The sequence below is a fragment of the Vibrio cholerae ATCC 14035 genome, from assembly GCF_000621645.1.
Lineage (GTDB): Bacteria > Pseudomonadota > Gammaproteobacteria > Enterobacterales > Vibrionaceae > Vibrio > Vibrio cholerae.
The window spans coordinates 61,654-81,437 of record NZ_JHXR01000015.1; the positions used below are offsets into that span (position 1 = coordinate 61,654).

Here is a 19,784-nt window from a genome sequence, read left to right on the forward strand (position 1 = left end):
CCCAAATCAAGGAGAACCCAATGAGTGAACAAATTGAGCTGATCCGCTTAGCGATTTTTTTCTCTGTATTAGTGATTTGTGCCTTGTGGGAATCGAATCGTCCACGCAAAACCTTGTCGCAAAGCAAGCGGGTTCGCTGGCTGAATAACCTCGGATTGGTTGGCTTTAATAGTCTTTTGATCACCGCGCTGATGCCAATTTTAGCCTTCAGTGCCGCGCAATGGGCGCAAAGCCAACAGTTTGGCTTGCTGTATTGGTTGGAGATCCCACCTTTCATCGCGCTCTTCGTTGCGGTGGTATTACTGGATGCGGTGATTTATTGGCAGCACCTGTTGTTTCACCGTATTCCTTTGTTGTGGCGGCTACACCGCATGCACCATGCAGATCAAGATATTGATGTCACCACTGGCAGTCGCTTTCATCCGCTCGAAATAATGATTTCTGCGTGGATAAAAATCGGCGCAGTGACGTTATTGGGTGCATCTCCGTTGGCCGTCGTGGTGTTTGAAATTTTGCTCAATGCCAGCGCGATGTTTAATCACAGCAATGCTAAGCTGCCCTATAAAATCGACCAGTGGCTGCGTTTACTGGTTGTAACACCGGACATGCACCGAGTCCACCACTCCGTTTTAGTTCACGAGACCCACTCCAACTTCGGCTTTTTTCTTTCGATATGGGACAAGATGTTTCACACCTATATTGCGCAGCCAGAAATGGGCCATGAGCGAATGAAGATTGGCTTGCCACTGTTTCGTCAAGCACGAGAACAGTGGCTGGATAAAATGCTGACTCAACCGTTTCGCGAACGTTAAATCAGTTCAACTCATACTTATGCAACATCGCTTGTTGATGACCAGCAATCTCTGCGACTTGTTCCGCGCTTTCCAACATGGCATCCAACTGACGTTTGGTTTCTTGCCCTTGTTCGGAAATTTGCGCTACCGCTTTGTTTACATCCGCCGTGGCTCGCTTTTGTTCTTCGGTCGCTTGAGTGATCTGCTCGACTCGAGTGCGAATATGTGCCACTGCACGCTCAATCTGCATAAAGGTACTTTTTACTTCTTCACTCGATTGTAGGGCGGTGACCATCTCTTTACGCGATTCATCCACCGCTTGGCGTGATTTACTGGCCGCAGTCACCAACTCATTCATCATGTCACGAATATTGGTGGTCTGTTTACTGGTATCACTGGCCAATTTACGAACTTCGTCAGCCACTACGGCAAAACCGCGCCCTTGCTCTCCGGCTCGTGCGGCTTCAATCGCCGCATTCAGCGCTAACAAATTGGTGCTATCGGCAATGCCACTGATCATATCCACCATTTCACGAATACTGGTTACGCGCTGATTGAGTTCAGACATCGCCGCATCATTAACCGCTAAGGTGGTTTCTAATGCTTGTAAACGCTGCTGATTCTGCTCTATCACCTTCACACCTTGCGCGGAATGTTCCGCCGCTTCCACAGAATCCGTGTACGAATCGTGACTCACTCCGGCGATTTCGCGAATTGATGCATCCAGTTGATTAATGGTTGCAGCCATGGTCAACAAGGCTTGATTTTGCGCCGCTAAGCTTTGGTTTGATTGTTCTGCGGAACCATGGCTCAGCTCAGCCGTTTGGTAGAGCGTTTCGCAGTTGCGCGTGACTAATGCGAGCGACTCATGCGTTGATACGATCACTTGATTGAGTTGCGCTGCGACATTTTGAAAATCTTGCGGCCCGACTAAATCTAATCTGTGGTTAAGCTTATGTTGTGTTAACTGCGCGAGATGACGAGTGATGTTGTTCAGCGCTCGCCCTATCCAACGGCGCAAGCCAAACCACACCGCCAAAATCGCCAGCACCAAGAGAGTGCCGCTGATTTGCTGTGTGAGGGTGACGGCAGAAATGGTTGATGTTACCTCTTGCTTACCCTGCACAATGTGTTGTTGAGCCAATGTTGACCACTGATTGAGCTGCGTGACAAGTTGCTGCGCAACCTCTGCAGCGCTTGCAAAATCCTTATTTTGTTGTTGCGCGTCTTCCAGTTTATTAATGATCTGCTCTATCACGGCTTGCGCTTGAAAGCCTGCTAACACCATTTCATAGGGGGCAGTTAAGCTCGCGTAATCTTTAATTTCTGGGTACCACTCTTTGAAGTCATCAAACGCCAGTTCCAATCCCGCTACCCGATTTTTTAACTCTTGGCGGTATTTTTGCGCTGCTGACATCTCTTCTTCGATAAACAGCAATAAAAAAGCACTTTCCATTGCGCTGGCACTGGCGGTAAATCGGTTCGCTGCATCCATGGCTTCTGGGTTATCCACCGCTAAAAACGAGGCGATACGGCCCATTTCAGGTCCGATTGAACTCAAGCCATAACGAAATTGTTTCGCTTGCTCACTGATTTGTGCTGTTTTACTCAATTGCAGTTGTTGAAGTTTGAGAATCGATTGGGCTAGCTGTTGAAAATGAAGGATCTCTCGCTGTAACTGCTCGGCTTGTTGAACCGCTTCAGCGCTAGAGAGCAATTGTACGTTCTGCTGCAATCTTGTTATTTCATCTCCCGCTTGAGCATCCAGCTTTTGCCATTCATTGAGCACTTGATTGAGCTCTTGCTCAGATTGGCTACGAGTGCCATAACCTAGGTACTTCACTTGTTCGAGAAAATTTTGCGTTAACGCTGCATTATTAAGCGCAAAGGGCAAAGCTTGTTCAGACAGTTGATTAAACTGAGCGCCAACCCGCTCTATGCCACGTAAACTGGTGACAGATAAGCTAATCATCAGTATGGTTATGCATAGAAACACCGCACCGAGTGTTTGGGTTAAGGATAAATTTTTTGTCAAAGCCATGTAAATGCGTCTTAGGTTTGAGAGTCGACGCCATGGTAGGTAGTGGCTGTTTCAGTTTTATTTCATTTTTTTGTCAATAAGGTGACTCATGTTGACGGTCAAGCAAACGTTTTCTCTGCTTATTCTAGGATTCCTTGTCGGGTGTACAGCCACTCCGCCTTCCGAGCCTGATACTTCTGTATCCGAACCGAATTCGAGTAACCTACCATTGGCGAACTTTTCGAGTGTATTCACAGAGTGGCGCGGCGTACCCTATCGTTTAGGCGGGAATAGCAAAAACGGCATTGATTGTTCAGCTTTTGTACAAATTGCTTACCGCGACGCATGGCAACGAGATTTACCGCGCACCACACAGTCTCAAGCGCAAACGGGTCAGAAAATCGCATATGAACATGCTCAATATGGGGATCTGGTATTTTTTAAGACATCCCGCACCAATATTCACGTCGGTGTCTATTTAGGGGATAAGCAGTTTATGCACGCTTCAACGTCGAAAGGCGTGATCATTTCGAGAATGGATAACCCTTACTGGGCTTCAAAATTTTGGCATTTTAGGCGGATTGAGAATCCGCCTTTGTTGTCAAACTAATGAATGGGGTTAGTCGTATTTCGCAACGGCTGAGTCAAACAAGTTTTTCACTAGGGCGATGTATTCATCCAAAAAGGCGATCTGCTCATTAGTCGCGGGGCGATACCAAACCCCCGCTAACACTTCGCCTAAGTCTTCGACCACCGAATCGGCTTCTTTCAGTAATTGGAAGCGAACACTAGAATGAAGCTCAGGGTTTTGTTCAAAAATAGACATGATGTTGCTTGCCACCATATCTGTGATGACATCTTCAACACTTTCAGTTCCCGTATCCCCTTCCTGAGTGAAAACATCCATATTGAATGACAGATGTTCAATCAGGGCCAGATATCCATCGGTTTCTACAACCACATTCTTTCTCCGCTTTACTGCTGCTGTTCGCCAGTTAGTTTGTATCTTGTTTAATACTAAGACATGAATAGCCATTTTCACAGATGGCAAATGCTAGTTGCTGCACTTTCCACCAAGAGTTCGATTATTTCGCTTAGTACGGCTTAATTATGAGCTAAAACTGACTGAGATGAGTTTTATCCCATTATTCGAAAAATTGTTTGCAGTGCCATCTCATGACGCACACTGCGCACGATATTATGGGAGTGAACATAATGATTTTATGAGTTAAATCACACTTAGGTGTTTCTACTTCTGCAATTTTTACTCAAGTTAGATTTATGTGCACTCATAAACTTTCATATTGGAGCGCTTGGCATAAACTATACCCAAACGACTTGGAGTTACAGGTAGGCGGCAAGTGAGTTCATCTCCATGAGCATAGATAAACATTGTGATTGGGATGAACGAACCTAGCCAACACCACTGTAGATTCAAGTTATAGCCAGTATGCAGATCAATAACCGAGAGCTTGAATTATGTGGCCAGCAATTATTCAACAATTGTCCGAGCAGTTGGGCAAAGATTTTCACCTCGTTGAAAAAGAAAAAGTGCATGGGGGTGACATTAATGAATGCTTTATGGTTAGCGATGGAATAGATCGTTATTTTGTGAAAACAAACCAACGCGAGTATCTGACCAAATTTACCGCCGAGGTGGAAAACTTGCGTGTGATGCGCGAGTCCAATACCGTTCAAGTACCCGAGTACATTCTGCACGGCACGAGCAAAACGCATGCTTATCTGGTGCTTAATTATTTAGCGACCAAGCCATTAGATGACGCCGAACGAAGTTACGAATTTGGGGTGCAACTGGCCAACCTGCATCGCTGGGGAGAGCAAAAAGAGTTTGGCTTCGATATCGATAATTACATTGGAGCGACAGTTCAACCTAACCCTTGGCACAAAAAGTGGGCATTATTTTTTGCAGAGCAGCGTATCGGTTGGCAGCTACAGCTAATGCAAGAAAAAGGGGTCAACCTCACCAACATCAATGAGTTTGTTGAGATGGTCAAAACTCGTTTGGCCAACCACTCTCCGCGCCCTTCTCTACTGCATGGTGATCTCTGGTTTGGCAATGTCGCCAACATCGTTAATGGCCCCTTGTGCTTTGACCCTGCTTGTTATTGGGGAGATCGCGAGTGTGATATTGCTCTCGCTGAATGGTTTGGTGGTTTTCAACCTGAGTTCTTCCAAGGCTATGAAAGCGTGTGGCCACTCGATTGGGGTTATGAAGAACGAAAAGATATCTACAACCTTTATCATGTACTAAACCACTATAACCAGTTTGGTGGGCATTATTTGGATGAAGCACAGAAATTGATTGAGAAGATATTGTCTTACTGAATGCTTTAACTGTTACTCATTGATTTTTCTTGGATCATAGCTGCCAGACTTAATTGTTGATTTTATGTTGACCTTCAAACTTTAGACTTAATTTTACGCTTTAAGAAACTTCCCTGCTTAGTATTACTGTATCTCAAAGGACGTAAGGAAGAGAGATATGAGAAACTTCACGGAAAAGTCAGTTACCTGTCCGCATTGCGGTCACGGGATCCGTTTGACTTTAGATGCTTCGAACGGAAGTCAGGAGTTTTATGATGATTGCCCAGCCTGCTGTCACGCAATCCATCTCAACATGACAGTTGATGAGCTGCACGATACCATTGAGTTGTATGTTGATGCAGACGATGAACAAATTTTCTAATCATTCGATTTTGTATAGAGCGCCCATCGCGGCGCTCTTTTTACAAGCTTGTATACCCAAACTACTTAAAACCAAAAGCCGCCACTCCAGTCCTCATCGTCTTATCATCAATCCCCCGACAATCTGTGATTTAAATCAGTTTTTCGTGGAGCTTAATGCGACATTTCATTATCATGCCATCCATTGCCATAAGTTGAGTATCCCGCGACTCACTGTTTAGGCTCCTCTTTGCTTGTCCCTCTTTGGAGAACTCTGTGCATCGTTACAAAAAAGAAGCATCAAATTTAATTAAACTCGCGACACCCGTACTGATTGCCTCAGTCGCGCAAACGGGTATGGGCTTTGTCGATACCATCATGGCGGGTGGTGTCAGTGCGATAGACATGGCCGCGGTATCGATCGCAGCCAGTATTTGGCTACCTTCCATTTTGTTTGGCGTGGGTTTGCTGATGGCTTTAGTGCCGGTCGTTGCCCAGCTCAATGGCGCAGGTCGCCAACACAAGATTCCGTTTGAAGTTCATCAGGGGTTGATCCTCGCGTTATTGGTTTCGGTCCCGATCATTGCGGTACTCTTTCAAACTCAATTCATCATTCGGTTTATGGATGTAGAAGAGGCAATGGCGACCAAAACCGTCGGTTATATGCACGCCGTCATTTTTGCGGTCCCCGCTTACTTACTGTTTCAGGCACTGCGCAGTTTTACCGATGGTATGTCACTGACCAAACCTGCGATGGTGATTGGTTTTATTGGGTTATTGCTCAATATCCCTCTCAACTGGATTTTCGTTTACGGGAAATTTGGCGCACCAGAGCTAGGCGGTGTGGGTTGTGGCGTTGCAACCGCGATTGTGTATTGGATCATGTTGCTGCTGCTACTGTTTTACATCGTGACCTCTAAGCGTCTGGCACATGTAAAAGTGTTTGAGACTTTCCATAAACCACAGCCAAAAGAGTTGATCCGTCTATTTCGCTTAGGTTTTCCTGTTGCAGCCGCCCTCTTTTTTGAAGTGACTCTTTTTGCTGTGGTCGCACTTTTAGTGGCACCGTTAGGGTCAACTGTCGTGGCGGCACACCAAGTGGCGCTCAATTTCTCTTCTTTGGTGTTTATGTTCCCAATGAGTATTGGTGCCGCGGTCTCCATTCGTGTTGTCCATAAGTTAGGTGAGCAAGACACCAAAGGCGCTGCAATTGCAGCCAATGTGGGTTTAATGACTGGCCTTGCCACTGCGTGTATTACCGCGTTGCTCACCGTGTTGTTTCGTGAACAGATCGCGCTGCTGTATACCGAAAACCAAGTGGTGGTAGCGTTAGCGATGCAGCTCTTACTGTTTGCGGCAATCTATCAATGTATGGATGCGGTACAAGTTGTCGCCGCAGGATCACTGCGTGGCTATAAAGATATGACAGCGATTTTCCACCGTACATTTATCTCCTACTGGGTACTTGGCTTGCCCACCGGTTATATCCTAGGGATGACCAACTGGCTGACGGAGCAACCCTTAGGTGCCAAAGGTTTCTGGCTCGGATTTATCATCGGACTCTCGGCGGCCGCACTGATGCTAGGACAGCGTTTGTACTGGCTGCAAAAACAGAGTGATGACGTACAGTTACACCTTGCAGCAAAATAATCGATAGAAAATCCCCTCAAGGCCAGCCAATCTATGCTGGCCTTTTTATTGATTGAGAAGAACCATAAACGCAGTATTACGTATATTTAAAGAACTTGGCGTTATAAGTAGACGGTCTGTGAGTGATAAATTATCCCCTACCGACTTCAAGCTGCAGCTTCGATTAAGAAGGGAAAAGTAAAAGGAGCTATTGTGAGGGAATTATGCGTTTAAGCGTTGTACTGGCTGCACTTTTGCTGCTTACTGGATGCGAACCACGTCTAGCCATCGACGCGGATTTTGATCGCTACTTATCGCGTATCGCTAATGTTCAGCAGCGCGATGCCTTATCACCACCGGCGATGGCCGCTCAATCGCTTCCCGAAAAACGTGAGTTGTTGATAGCTATAGACCCCGTAACCATTAGCTTGCTCGACAGTTACGAACTGCGTCAATGCGGCTTATTTGAGCTGATTGCCGAGCGTAATTCGATTTTAGGTAAAGTGCAGGACGAATTTCGCGAGTGGGATTACCAGGTCGCTTTATTAAACGGCATTCAAGGCTGCTTAACCTCACCGCAGCTTAGCCAATCCTTGAAAGCACAGTTGCTCGATATACAAAACATCAAACAGCAGGAGCTGGCTTCACGTTGGCATAATTTGCTTTACACCAGTGATACCATGCGCACTCAACTCAGTGGTTCGCAGTGGTACGATGAACACTGGAGCCACAGTGAGCTGCTGTTAGCACTAGAGCAACTCAACACGATTCAACACCAACTCCTTTCAGAGCGACCCATAGCCTCCAAACCATTAGTCACTCAGCAAGAAGTGCTAGAGAAACAGCGCTTATTAGGTCACTTTAAATTTTCGTTGGATCGTGCGAGCGTCTGGTTAAAGGTTGTGACGCAGCAGTTAGAGAACAATGATGATGCGATTGTCTGTGGGCCTCATCGTGATAACACCAAACTCAACTACTTACGCAATGTATTCCAAAGCCAATACGTTGAAAAAATACAACCTTATCTCGCTTCACTGGATCGAACCTACTACCAGTTATCAGCACAACTTGGTCTGTTTGAGCAACCTCACTCACCGTTTCCGATTCAAGCCAGCCATCAAACTTTCCGTCTTGCGACTCAGCAGCATGCCCAATATTGGCAGCGGCTGTTTGCGCGTTGTCGTATCACGGTTGGGCAAGCTCAGTAGCTTGCCTCAATAGTTTTCTCTGACCCGAACAAAACGGGCAAACCTTGGTTTGCCTTCCGTTGTAAGTCCGTTGTAACGGTAGGTGATAACACTACCAATCTTGGGCGGCTCGGCGCGCTCGACATCACTAAATCCACTGCCGATATAAAATTCTAGCCCCTCTGCGGTCCGAACCAGCATAGAGCCCATTTTACCTTTGTATTTTCCCATGCCGAGCCGATAACCAATCACGGTTGCTTCTGCATCCTGATGCCTTTTCAGCTTCAACAAATCATTACTTCGCCCTGCCTGATAGCGAGCGCTGATTTTGCGCAGCATTACCCCTTCCCCCGATTTCTCACTGATGTTATCAAGGTAGGAAAGCAGTTCCGCCTCAGATTTTATCGGGGTGTGTTCGACATATCGGATATGCTTGAGATCAAGGCTATTCACCAAATGGATGAGGTTGTAATAGCGCTTACTGTAATCGCCCGCCGCATCAGGCATATCGAACAGCATTAGGCTGATTTTGCGCCATGCGGAGTCAGCCGGTTGGCTATCTAAAACCGTTTGCTGTACCAGTGAGAAATTGCCGCGCCCTGCCCACAATTCACCTTCGAGTGAATAAGAGGGTAACGACTCGGTAAACCAAGCGGGGGCAGCAATAGGGTTACCGTTACGAGTGACCAGTTGTTTCCCCGTCCAAATCGCGCGGATACCGTCAAGCTTCTCACTTTTCCAGTAATCGAAAATATCAATGCCGTGTTGGTAGTTGTTGGCGTAAGTAATTGGAATAAAAGCCAGCGGCCCATCATTGGCCAGCGTTTGCTGGGCCAGCATGATCGCGGCAGCGGTGAGCGTCAGTCGTATAAGCATGGTCACGTCCCTAATGAGAATGCGTCAGCATTGTCATTAGGGACGCTGATGTATGGAAGGGTGAAGCATTCACGATGCGAAACAGTTCATTAAATCTCGTTATTGAGCAAACAGAGAATTACATAGCAAAGCTGACTGCATCACCTGTTTATTGCCTCTATACCCAAACGACTTGGAGTTGCAGGTAGGCTGCAAGTAAGTGAATCCCCATGAGCATAGGCAAACTATGTGATTGGGGTGAACGAACGTAGCCAACACCGCTGCAACTTCAAGTAGGAAAGGTATATCTCGAACTCTAGAACATCGCTACGAGTCTTGGGTGGATTGAGTTTGACGCTGCTGCGACAAATATTTGATCCACTGTTTGGCGCTTTCTGATGATTGGAGGCTGTCTGCTCGTTTAGCTTGCACCAATGCGGCCTCAAATTGATTGAGCTTATACAAAGCACGCGTTTTCGCTAAAGCGACTTGCGCTTGTTTATCACGCTCTTTGACCTGATCCAGTTCAGCAAGTGCTTGTTGATAATGGCCCTCTTGCAGCAATAACTGTGCGACATGCCAGTGATATTTGGCATCTTTTGTCGCCGCTAAACGCCACGTAGCGATCGCTTTATCCCACTCTTTCGCACGTTGCCAGTAGATGGCTCGCTCAGTAATAAGCTGTTGATTGCTCTGTGCCTCATCTAGGCTTTCCATCACTTGTGCAGCACACTCTGGAATGCCATTTTGCGCATAGAGCTGAGCAAGCAAACGCAAATCTTGTTGGTTAAGTGCCACTTTTTGCATCTTCGCCAATGCCAGTGTGCTGAGCGCCTCTTTCTTCTGGCCAACTCGCAACTCTAGGCTCACTAACTGACGCCACCACTCGGTTTTCTGTGGCTCCAACACCAATAAGCGTTTTAGGGTGAGAATTCCCGGCTTCCACTGTTCCAAATTAAGCTGTGCGCCTAATTGTAGTGAAAGTGGCAATACCGCATCCTTGGTTTGGAACTGAGCATACTGTTGCATCCCATTCAGTACCGCCTTCCACTCTTGCATTTGGAAGTGCAACTGACTAATGCGCAGCCAGAGTTCATTCCCTTTTTGATCGGCGGGAATGGCTTGCGCTAGCGTGTAGTAATGTTTGAGTGCTGAACGATACTCTTGTTGGCTTATCAAAAGATCCGCCAACATTTTGCGTGTTGTCCACGCTTGATCGTCTTGTAACTCGTTGCTCTCTACCGCCAACTTCAAGGATGCTATCGCCGCAGGGATTTGCTCATTCTGCCAATAAAACACCCCAAGCATACGCGCCACATAAGCGCGATCATAACTACGGCTGAGTTCTGCTTGTTTTAGGATCTGAATCGCTTCTTTCACCTTATTCTCTTGTGCTAGCTGATTCGCTTTCACCACTTTACTGGCCGTGTACGGTGTCAGCTCCGCGGCGTAAGTCGTCACGGATAGGCAAGACAGCAAGAGATAACTTAAGATTCGTCGTTTCATTTGTTCAGTTTAAACTCCAGTCGAACCGTTTGTCCGGGTTGGCTTACGGGTTGACCATCCACTATCTTAGACTGGTATTTCCAGTTACGCAGAGCCAGCATCGCCTCACGCTCAAAATAGCGTTTCGGGTTAGCATCCACCACTTCGATATCGCGCGTTTTTCCCAACTCATCGATGGTAAAACGCAAGATAACGTAACCTTCCACTCCCCGTTGCAGAGCTTTCGCTGGATAGTTGGGCTCAACCCTGTGTAGCGGCATCACCTGCTGGTTAACCGCGAAATCACCAAACTGAGGCGCGTTAACGGCGACCCCTTCCATAGCGGTACTGAGGTTTAAGTCCATCACCGGATTGAGGTCTGAAACATCGAGTGCCGCCGTTTGTTCAGCTTTTGCAGGCGCTTGTGTCGGCACCTGCGGGACTTGTGGCTGCTCTGGTACGCTACGTTGTCTGCGTTGTACATCTTGCTCCTGCTCAGCCATGACCATGGTAAAGCTGAGCGCAGCAGTCGGTTTAGGAATGCTCTTTCCGCCGTTATCCACCATCCAAGCCATCAAGCTAAACAGCGCCAGTGTCACTAACAACGCAATCGGGCTGGCTAAGATCAAGCGTCCCATTAGGGTTTCTCCGCCGCTAATGCAATGCTTTTTACTCCAGCGCCTTTCGCCGCATCCATCACTTTGACCACGGTGCCGTTAAAGGCATGCTCATCAGCTTGAATCACTAAGGAAGCATCCGGTTGGTCTAACAACAGATGCTCTAAAGTCGCTTGCACTCGCTCCACGTCTACCTGACGTTTATCAATGTAGATGTCGTTGGCCGCGGTAATCGCCACAAAAATCCCAGCCTGTTTTTGGCTTACGGCATGCGCCGCTGTCGGGCGATTGACTTCCACACCCGATTCGCGCACAAACGAGCTGGTCACAATGAAGAAAATTAACATGATAAAGACGATGTCGAGCATCGAAGTCAGATCGATCTGCGCTTCTTCTTGCTTTGACGTTCTGCGCCCTAGCCTCATGATTGGCTCCTTAACGCTTGTTCTAATTTCATTTCAAGTCCACGACAGGTTTTGCTCAAACGTGCGTGGACGAAGAGTCCCGCTAATGCGGCCACCATGCCCGCCATGGTGGGTAAGGTGGCGAGTGAAATGCCCGAAGCCATCAACTTTGGATCACTACTGCCTTGTGTGGCCATCACATCAAACACGGAAATCATTCCGGTGACGGTACCAAGTAAGCCAAGCATAGGACAAATGGCTACCAGAACCTTAATTAAGTTGAGATTCTGATTGAGCGCATTGTGTGCTTCGCCCAGCCATTGTTCACGAATGGAGCGAGCAAACCAGCTGTGTTGATCCGCACGTTGCAACCAGAGGTCAACCCAATGTTGGCGCTGTTTAGGAAAGGTAACACTCAAAAACAACAGACGCTCAATCACTAACAGCCAACAGAGCAAAACAACCACCGCTAACCACCAGAGCACAGCGCCGCCTTGAGCCATAAACTCATCCAGCGGTTGCCAGTAATCCAGTAGGAAAGAGAATGCTGAATTCATCACTCGACCTTATGCTGCTTGTTCAACACGAGATTGAGTAACCGCGGCACCACAATCACGTTCTGCTTGCTGTGCCACAAGGCCAATCCCTTGTTTCTCGAGGATGTTGCGGATCGCTTCCGCTTGCGCGCTCAAAATATTATGCGCCAGTAGCAGTGGGATCGCCGCAATCAAGCCTTCCACTGTAGTGACTAGGGCCATCGAGATCCCCCCCGCCATTACTTTCGGGTCACCATTACCAAACTGGGTGATCACTTGGAAGGTTTCAATCATCCCGGTCACGGTGCCGAGTAATCCAAGCATAGGAGCCAGTGCGGCCAGCAATTTCAGCATCGACAGGCCCGTCTCAAGATGATTTTGCTCATCCACAACGGCTTCCAGTAAACGCAGCTCGAGCGCTTCGACACTGCGTTGCTGCTCTTTATTGTAAACCGCCAAAATACGTCCGAGAGGGTTATTCCCCGGCTGCTCTGGGTTTTTGAGTTGCGCTTTGATCTTTTGACGCAGAGTGGCCAATATCGCGCCACGGTACAAAGCAATAATTAATCCCACACCCAGTAACACGAGGATCACGTTACCAATCACACCACCCGCTTGTAGGCGTTGGCTAAATGTTGGGGTGAGCGCCAGTTGCTCGAGCAACACACCGCGTGATGGGTCGACTTTCATGGTGACAACGTCACCATCAACTAAAGTACGAATATGACTGAAGGTTGGGAAATCGGATGGTAACTGCTGATAGCTCAATGCTTGCTGACGTGCATTATCCCACTTCACATAGCCTTGCTCGGAAATTAATCCAAGCGAACCTAAACGTAAAGCAGGTACGGTCTGCGTTTCACCCTGCCCGTTGAGCCACTGAATTTCGGTGGTTTTGACTTGTCCACTCGCACGGATCTCTTCACTCATGGCTTGCCATAAACCGCGCAGTTGAGCCATTGACGGTAAGGTTTTGGCGGCCACCACGTCATCAATGCTCTGCTGATGAGCACGAGGCTCAACGCCAGTCACTGATTGATCCAGTTCACTTTGCAGCTCTTTCGCGTTTTGGCGTACTACGCCAAACATCTCACCTAAGCTACCGGTTTCCAAACGCAGCGTTTCTTCAAGACGCGCGAGCGTATTTTCGTTATCACTGAACTGGCTAGATAGCTGATCCGCCTCTTTCTGTAAGCGATTACGCTCAGCCAGTAACTCGGCTTTCGCGGCTTGTAATTCTTGCGCCGTTTGTACAAAACCCGCTTCACGCTGCTGGTTGTGTTGTTGCTGTTGCGCTTTTTCCTGCGTCGCTTGTTGGACGAGGCTATTCGAAGCGTTAGCAACACTTACAAAGGCGAATGGCAGACTTAATGCCAGTGCTAAGGTGGTCTTTCTAAGTGTCATTATTTAGCCTCCGCAGCGGTTAACGAAACAGGCAAGTTCAACAGTGTCGGCGCAATCTGTTGCTGAGCCAATTGGTAAGCGGCAGCGAGATCGCTTTTGTTGGCATCCGTGATTGCTTGCCATGCGTTCTGCTTGGAATTCCAAGTCCAGAACTGCTCGCCATCCAAACTGCGTGCTAATAGCGACAGACGACCTAAATAGAGCACATCCGCTTCCACTTCTTGTGCAGAAGGGAGAGTGATTTTGGCTTGATAGGTGCCAAGTTTATTGCCGTAGTCGAGTTCAATCTGATATGCCTCGAGAATACGACGGTACTTTTCAGCATCACTGACATCTGCCCGAGGCATCAGTTCTTTGAGTTTCTCAATGCGTTCTTGACGTGCCGCAAGACGAATCGGTTTATCTTGTGCAACCCACTCCTCCAGTCCTTCAATCATGTCATACATCAAAGGAACTATGCCTTGGCGCGTGCGTTTGATCTCTTCGGTTTGCTGTTCAAGACTGGCCATCTCTTGCTGTTGATTGGCAACCAAAGATTGTAAGTGATTACGGTAGACCTGAAGATTTTTGACTTCTTCATTCAACTGTTCGATTTCCGCACGCAGTAACAAACTCTGCTCGGCACTGCGGTCAATTTTTTGCTGGCTCTGTGCAGAAGCTTGGTTAGTACTGTTTTGAATCGCTTGCGCTTGATCGAGCGAAGCGGCATGCGCTGGCAAAAGTGCCGAAACGCAAAGAAGTGAGAGACATCTTTTCATGGGTTGTGATTAGCCGTTTAAGGAATGATTGGGATTCTATTGAGAAACGCTCTCATTATCAACCAAGTTCAACCATTGTTTTCCATTCATACCGTTTTAATTCGCGCTTCGTAACCGTCTTAAGTCTATTCTGGCGGCCAAATCGCGCACGCCATCGTCTTATTCGCGGTGAAATACTCCCGTGTATCTGTCATACCTTTTCCATAAATCTTTCATATTTTTGCCATTTTTCAGCCACGGCACTGTAACTTTTGCTCGCCACTATACCTTCTAACGAAACACAAACAGTCTCGTTCGAAACTTACAAGGAATGAATCAATGAATAAGGTATGGTTAATCGGTTTGCTGACAGCAACCGCTTCTGGCGTTTTTTCAGCCTCAACATTAGCGGCAACCGAAATTACTTGGTGGCATGCCATGGGTGGTCAACTGGGTGAAACGGTCAATCAGTTGGCAACTGACTTTAATGCCTCACAAAGCGACTATAAGCTCACTCCCGTTTATAAAGGTTCGTACACAGAAACACTGACCGCAGGTATTGCGGCGTTTCGTGCTGGCCAAGCACCCAATATTTTGCAAGTGTTTGATGCTGGTGCCGCCACCATTATGAGCAGCAAAGGCGTTGCCAAACCCGTGCAAGATCTGATGATTGAGTCAGGCTATCCGTTCACCGCGCAAGATTACATTGCTGGGGTACGTAACTTTTATGCCGATAACACGGGAAAAATGGTCGGCATGCCATTCAACAGCTCAACGCCTGTGCTGTACTACAACAAAGACATGTTGGCTTCCGTTAACGCGCAAGCGCCACAAACTTATGAGCAGCTAGAACAAGTTGCTGCTAAGTTAGCCGAAAAAGGTCAAGCGGGATTTGCCCAATCCTTAACGCCGTGGATCATGTTTGAGAACTTCAAATCTCGCCACAACCTACCGCTTTCTGATAAGCAAAATGGCTATCAAGATCTCTCGACGAAAATCATGTTTAACTCTGACGATATGCTGATGCATGTGAAAAAACTCAAAGAGTGGTCAGATAAAGGTTATTACAAGTATTACGGCAGTGATTGGGATGCCAACCAAACGCCATTCGAACGTGGCGAAGTGGCAATGTGGATGGGCTCTTCTGGCTCATTCGGTGGTCTACGTAACCGCGTGAAATTCAATCTCGGTACGACCTACCTGCCTTACTGGGAATCGGTCACCAAAAACCCAACCCATACCTTTATTGGTGGTGCCGCGCTGTTTGCACTGCAGGGCCACACTCCAGCGCAGGATAAAGGTGTCGCGGCTTTCTTCGCTTACCTGACCAAGCCCGAAACGCAAATGAATTGGCATAAAACCACAGGTTATGTGCCCGTCACCAATGCAGCCTACGACCTGACCAAACAATCGGGCTACTACCAAGAAAACCCGGATGCAGAAGTGGGTGTAAAGCAGCTTAGCTTGCCTGATGGTGAATGGACCAAAGGCTATCGCCTCGGTTACTACCCACAAGTGCGCGAAGTCATGCATCGCGAGTTCGATAACATTTTCTCTGGCCGCTCAGCTGTCGAGAGCAGCTTGAATAAAGTCGAAGATGAAAGCGCTAAGTTACTGAATCGCTTTGCTCGTACCGTGCAATAACCCCAAACGCCGCCAGCATTATCCTGAGATTTTGCTGGCGGCTTGTTATTTTTACTGTCTAATTTGAGTTTTCCTGTGCAACGTCGACAACATTTCGCTCACACTCCGCTGCCCTATTTGCTGCTTGCGCCGCAAATCGTGATCATCGCGGTATTCTTTATTTATCCTGCCGCACAAGCGATTTATCTCTCTTTTATGTTGGAAGATCCTTGGGGGCTCTCCTCAACTTTTGTTTGGTTTGAAAACTATCAGGTACTGTTTAGCTCAACCGACTATCTTGACTCACTGGGCTTTACTCTGCTGTTTTCGGTGATTGTCTCTTTTCTTTCGCTGGCACTTGCGCTGTTACTCGCGGTAAAAGCCGACAACATCATTCATGGCCAAGGTTCGTATCGCGTCACGCTAACGTGGGTGTATGCCGTTGCGCCTGCCGTCGCGGGCATCATTGGCGGTTTTCTGTTTAATCCGCACATTGGTGTCCTGTCCGACTTTTTCCAATACATCGGCTGGCAATTTAGCTTTCAGACCGACCCTGTGGATGCGACGATTGCGCTGATTTTGGTCTCAGTCTGGAAACAGGTTTCGGTCAACTTCCTCTATTTTCTGGCCGGTTTGCAGTCAATTTCCTACGCGGTACGCGAAGCGGCGCTGCTCGATTGCCAAAGCGACAGCAAACGTTTTTGGAGTATCACCTTTCCGCTGCTCGCCCCGACGGGATTTTTCCTGTTGGTGATCAACCTCACTTACGCTTTTTTCGACACTTTCGGCGTGATTGACACCATGACCAATGGCGGCCCCGGCGGCAGTACCACCTCACTGGTGTATAAGGTGTATCGCGACGGTTTTGTTGGTGCAGACCTTGGCGGCAGCTCGGCGCAATCGGTGGTGTTACTCGTGTTGGTGCTGGTGCTGACTTGGTTGCAATTCCGTTTTGTTGAAAAACGTGTTCATTACTAAGGAGTTACGATGAAAAGTAATCGACTCTCCGATCATTTGATCCTTATCGCTGGCGCACTGTTTATGCTAGTGCCGCTGTGGCTGATTTTCGCGAGCTCAACCCATCAGCCAAACACCATTGTCTCGGAAGGTTTGCAATGGACTCTTGGCGATAACCTCAGCGCAGTTTATCAAGAAGCATGGAATAAAAGCCTCGGTTTTGCCGGTAATGTCACCGCGCAAACCATGATCGTTAACTCGATGATCATGGGCTTGGGTTTTGCGATTGGCAAAATCGTAATTTCGATGATGGCCGCTTACGCCTTGGTCTACTTTCGTTTGCCTTATGCCAGTGCGTGGTTTTGGCTGATTTTCATTACCCTACTGCTGCCGCTTGAAGTGCGGATCATTCCCTCTTATGAAGTGGTGTCCAATTTAGGCATGCTCAATAGCTACACAGGCTTAGTGCTGCCACTCATCGCCTCCGCTACCGCGACGTTTTTCTTCCGTCAGTTTTTTAAAACCATACCGGATGAACTGTTGGAAGCAGCTCAGCTTGATAACGCAGGACCGGTGCGCTTTTTTATCGATATTTTATTTCCCCTCTCGAAAACCATGATGGCCGCGATTTTCATCATCATGTTTGTGGTGGGTTGGAACCAATACCTGTGGCCGATCATGATGACCACGGATGAGCAATACAACACCATAGTGATGGGCATCAAACAGATTCTCAATAACATCAATGAAACCAGCTTGCCGCGTTATGACTACGCGTTTGCCATGGTGATCCTCGCCATGCTGCCACCGGTTTTGGTGGTGGTGATTTTCCAACGTTGGTTTGTAAAAGGATTAGTCGAAAGTGAAAAATAATCAGAACTCCAATATTCATCTGCTACGCAGCGCCAAACACGCGGAGCCTGTTATGTTAGACATCAAACAACTGGTCAAAACTTACGATAACGGCCATCAAGCGGTGAAAGGCGTGGATCTGTCGATTCATCAAGGGGAATTTATCGTTTTAGTCGGCCCATCGGGCTGTGGCAAATCCTCCATTCTGCGCTCCATCGCAGGCTTAGAGAGCATTACTTCCGGCGAAATTCATCTGGCGGGACGCCGCGTCGATAACGAAAAACCGGCCAATCGCGACATCGCTATGGTGTTCCAAAACTATGCGCTCTATCCGCATATGAGTGTCTACGATAACCTCGCCTACGGCCTTAAAAATCGTGGTGTGGATAAACAAACCATCGCAACGAAAATTGCTAAGGTTGCGAAAACCCTAAAAATTGAAGAGTACTTAGACCGAAAACCGGCCAAACTTTCCGGCGGACAACGCCAGCGCGTGGCAATGGGGCGTGCGATTGTGCGCGATCCGCAACTTTTTTTATTTGATGAACCGCTCTCGAACTTGGATGCGGCGCTGCGCGCGCACATGCGCTTAGAAATCAAAAAACTACAGCGTGAGCTTGGCGTAACCAGTGTTTACGTCACCCATGATCAGGTGGAAGCGATGACGCTTGCCGATCGCATTGTGGTGGTCAAACAGGGCGAAATTGAGCAAGTTGGTACGCCAGCCGAAGTTTACCATCAACCTGCCAGTACCTTTGTGGCGAGTTTTATCGGCAGCCCTGCAATGAACTTTCTCCCTGCATCTATCAAGCAAGGACAACTACACATCGCAGGCAAGCACTGTTACTTGCCACAGTTTGACGCAATGAGTTCCGAAAACATCACGCTAGGTATTCGCCCTGAACACGCCTCGCTGCACCCGCTAACCAATGCGATTGAGTTAAAATTGGATATTCAGGTCGTTGAGCCACTAGGTCCGAACCAGCTGGTGCATGGCAAAATTATCGGCTTAGAAAGCGAGCAGGATTTCATCGCGGTCACTGCAGAAATTCCGCTCGATGTGCATCAAACCCTGCCGATCTGGGTTGCGCTTGAGCAACTGCATCTTTTTGATCAACAAGGTAAACGCTTTGTCCAGTCACACCGTTCTTGTACACAGAGCAGCAAAGTCGCTAGCACTCGTCAGCAATAAAATTCGTCAACAGTAAGGAAGCTTGTGACTTTATTATCCCACCGCCAAAAACAGATCTTGGAATACTTGCAACAAACTCACGGGGTGCTTTCGAGCGCCCTACTTTCGGAACGCTTTGAGGTGTCGGTACAAACCATTCGCAAAGATATGAATGATTTGAGCGATAAAGGCATGGTGCGCCGCGTGCATGGCGGCATTTCCCTGCCCAGTCCGAATGACAATTTATCGTTCAGTAATCGCGATTTGATCAACCTGACAGCAAAACAGCGAATCGCGCAGAGGGTGGCGCAAGAATTACCGGAAGGATGCAGTATTTTTCTGGGTATCGGGACAACCCCGAAACAAGTGGCGCAAGCGCTGCTCGATCATCCCGGTTTGACTGTGGTGACCAACAACCTCAATGCCGCACTGACCTTAAGCCGTAACCCCAACATCAATTTGCACCTTGCGGGCGGGCTGGTTCGCCATTCCGATGAAGATACCGTCGGCGAAGCGACAACCCGCTTTTATCGTAGCTTTAATATTAAGGTTGGAATTTTTGGTGTAGGCGGGCTCAATTCTCGCGGTCAATTGCTTGATTTTACGCCAGAAGAAGCCAATTTAACCCGCGCCATCATAGAACATAGCGAACAGTGTTGGTTAGTTGCAGACAAAAGCAAATTAGAGCGTTATGCTCCCGTGGTCAGTGGTGAACTGTCTGAAATGCATCGCCTCTTCGTCGATAAAAGTACGCCTGCTTTTCAACAGTTGTCCCTTTTGTACCACGTCGAACTTATTGAATCGTGATTTGAGTGTGATTCTCACTAA

20 protein-coding genes are annotated in these 19,784 nt (G+C 47.8%); 11 read left to right on the forward strand and 9 right to left on the reverse strand.

Translation table 11 applies throughout. The features are described from left to right. The first annotated feature begins 20 nt into the window (after positions 1-20). Positions 21-812 carry a sterol desaturase family protein gene (locus tag T411_RS0109675; protein ID WP_000003105.1) on the forward strand — a complete coding sequence of 264 codons (792 nt, stop codon included), beginning with the start codon at positions 21-23 and terminating at the stop codon, positions 810-812. A 1-nt stretch (position 813) separates the two neighbouring features. Here the strand turns inward: T411_RS0109675 and T411_RS0109680 are convergent, their stop codons facing one another. After that, positions 814-2,835 carry a methyl-accepting chemotaxis protein gene (locus tag T411_RS0109680; RefSeq protein WP_001229324.1) on the reverse strand — a complete coding sequence of 674 codons (2,022 nt, stop codon included), beginning with the start codon at positions 2,833-2,835 and terminating at the stop codon, positions 814-816. 88 nt (positions 2,836-2,923) lie between these two features. On the opposite strand from T411_RS0109680, the gene T411_RS0109685 reads away from it, so the two are divergent. Continuing rightward, on the forward strand, positions 2,924-3,424 hold the full coding sequence (locus T411_RS0109685) for a C40 family peptidase (RefSeq protein ID WP_000958712.1): 501 nt from the start codon (positions 2,924-2,926) through the stop codon (positions 3,422-3,424). Positions 3,425-3,433: 9 nt separating this feature from the next. Here the strand turns inward: T411_RS0109685 and T411_RS0109690 are convergent, their stop codons facing one another. Next, positions 3,434-3,775: a DUF3802 family protein gene (locus T411_RS0109690; RefSeq protein WP_000259895.1), complete on the reverse strand. Its 342-nt coding sequence runs from the start codon at positions 3,773-3,775 to the stop codon at positions 3,434-3,436. 518 nt (positions 3,776-4,293) lie between these two features. Between T411_RS0109690 and T411_RS0109695 the strand changes: the two genes are divergently transcribed. The 4 genes from T411_RS0109695 to T411_RS0109710 all read left to right on the forward strand — a co-directional run bounded on the left by T411_RS0109695 (position 4,294) and on the right by T411_RS0109710 (position 8,336). Further along, entirely contained in the window at positions 4,294-5,160 is an 867-nt protein-coding gene (locus tag T411_RS0109695; protein WP_000267456.1) for a fructosamine kinase family protein, read from the forward strand. A gap of 157 nt (positions 5,161-5,317) precedes the next feature. Further along, complete coding sequence (locus tag T411_RS0109700; RefSeq protein WP_001243592.1) at positions 5,318-5,521, forward strand: CPXCG motif-containing cysteine-rich protein; 204 nt, start codon at positions 5,318-5,320, stop codon at positions 5,519-5,521. A gap of 254 nt (positions 5,522-5,775) precedes the next feature. Beyond that, positions 5,776-7,149, forward strand: coding sequence for a sodium-coupled multidrug efflux MATE transporter VcmA (vcmA, locus tag T411_RS0109705; protein WP_000555133.1), 1,374 nt, complete (start codon positions 5,776-5,778; stop codon positions 7,147-7,149). A 203-nt stretch (positions 7,150-7,352) separates the two neighbouring features. Continuing rightward, complete coding sequence (locus T411_RS0109710; protein ID WP_001240009.1) at positions 7,353-8,336, forward strand: DUF3080 domain-containing protein; 984 nt, start codon at positions 7,353-7,355, stop codon at positions 8,334-8,336. A gap of 6 nt (positions 8,337-8,342) precedes the next feature. Here the strand turns inward: T411_RS0109710 and T411_RS0109715 are convergent, their stop codons facing one another. From T411_RS0109715 to T411_RS0109745, 7 genes are all read right to left on the reverse strand, one after another. Further along, positions 8,343-9,191 carry a DNA ligase gene (locus tag T411_RS0109715; protein WP_000908473.1) on the reverse strand — a complete coding sequence of 283 codons (849 nt, stop codon included), beginning with the start codon at positions 9,189-9,191 and terminating at the stop codon, positions 8,343-8,345. 306 nt (positions 9,192-9,497) lie between these two features. After that, positions 9,498-10,676 carry a tetratricopeptide repeat protein gene (locus T411_RS0109720; RefSeq protein ID WP_000829068.1) on the reverse strand — a complete coding sequence of 393 codons (1,179 nt, stop codon included), beginning with the start codon at positions 10,674-10,676 and terminating at the stop codon, positions 9,498-9,500. Continuing rightward, positions 10,673-11,293: an energy transducer TonB gene (locus tag T411_RS0109725; RefSeq protein WP_000533090.1), complete on the reverse strand. Its 621-nt coding sequence runs from the start codon at positions 11,291-11,293 to the stop codon at positions 10,673-10,675. Before T411_RS0109725 ends, T411_RS0109720 begins: the two co-directional genes overlap by 4 nt. After that, positions 11,293-11,697 carry an ExbD/TolR family protein gene (locus T411_RS0109730; protein WP_001236425.1) on the reverse strand — a complete coding sequence of 135 codons (405 nt, stop codon included), beginning with the start codon at positions 11,695-11,697 and terminating at the stop codon, positions 11,293-11,295. Before T411_RS0109730 ends, T411_RS0109725 begins: the two co-directional genes overlap by 1 nt. Further along, positions 11,694-12,233 carry a MotA/TolQ/ExbB proton channel family protein gene (locus T411_RS0109735; RefSeq protein ID WP_001083290.1) on the reverse strand — a complete coding sequence of 180 codons (540 nt, stop codon included), beginning with the start codon at positions 12,231-12,233 and terminating at the stop codon, positions 11,694-11,696. The genes T411_RS0109730 and T411_RS0109735 overlap by 4 nt, the downstream gene beginning before the upstream one ends. 9 nt (positions 12,234-12,242) lie before the next feature. Then, positions 12,243-13,616, reverse strand: a complete 1,374-nt coding sequence (locus T411_RS0109740; protein ID WP_000175325.1) for a MotA/TolQ/ExbB proton channel family protein — start codon at positions 13,614-13,616, stop codon at positions 12,243-12,245. Further along, the gene (locus T411_RS0109745) at positions 13,616-14,374 is read right to left on the reverse strand and encodes a DUF3450 domain-containing protein (protein ID WP_001881338.1); all 759 of its coding nucleotides are present in this window, start codon (positions 14,372-14,374) and stop codon (positions 13,616-13,618) included. Before T411_RS0109745 ends, T411_RS0109740 begins: the two co-directional genes overlap by 1 nt. 318 nt (positions 14,375-14,692) lie before the next feature. On the opposite strand from T411_RS0109745, the gene T411_RS0109750 reads away from it, so the two are divergent. The 5 genes from T411_RS0109750 (at position 14,693) to T411_RS0109770 (ending at position 19,763) form a co-directional block, all read left to right on the forward strand. Further along, positions 14,693-15,997, forward strand: coding sequence for an extracellular solute-binding protein (locus T411_RS0109750; protein ID WP_001045549.1), 1,305 nt, complete (start codon positions 14,693-14,695; stop codon positions 15,995-15,997). A 75-nt stretch (positions 15,998-16,072) separates the two neighbouring features. After that, positions 16,073-16,954 (forward strand): ABC transporter permease subunit, encoded by an 882-nt coding sequence (locus T411_RS0109755; protein ID WP_001189751.1) that lies wholly within the window; start codon positions 16,073-16,075, stop codon positions 16,952-16,954. A 9-nt stretch (positions 16,955-16,963) separates the two neighbouring features. After that, entirely contained in the window at positions 16,964-17,806 is an 843-nt protein-coding gene (gene ugpE / locus T411_RS0109760; protein WP_000841540.1) for a sn-glycerol-3-phosphate ABC transporter permease UgpE, read from the forward strand. After that, a complete protein-coding gene (locus T411_RS0109765; protein WP_000794727.1) occupies positions 17,796-18,977 on the forward strand; it encodes a sn-glycerol-3-phosphate import ATP-binding protein UgpC in 1,182 nt (393 codons plus the stop codon). The genes ugpE and T411_RS0109765 overlap by 11 nt, the downstream gene beginning before the upstream one ends. A gap of 24 nt (positions 18,978-19,001) precedes the next feature. Beyond that, positions 19,002-19,763, forward strand: coding sequence for a DeoR/GlpR family DNA-binding transcription regulator (locus tag T411_RS0109770; protein ID WP_000173767.1), 762 nt, complete (start codon positions 19,002-19,004; stop codon positions 19,761-19,763). The last annotated feature ends 21 nt before the right edge of the window (positions 19,764-19,784 follow it).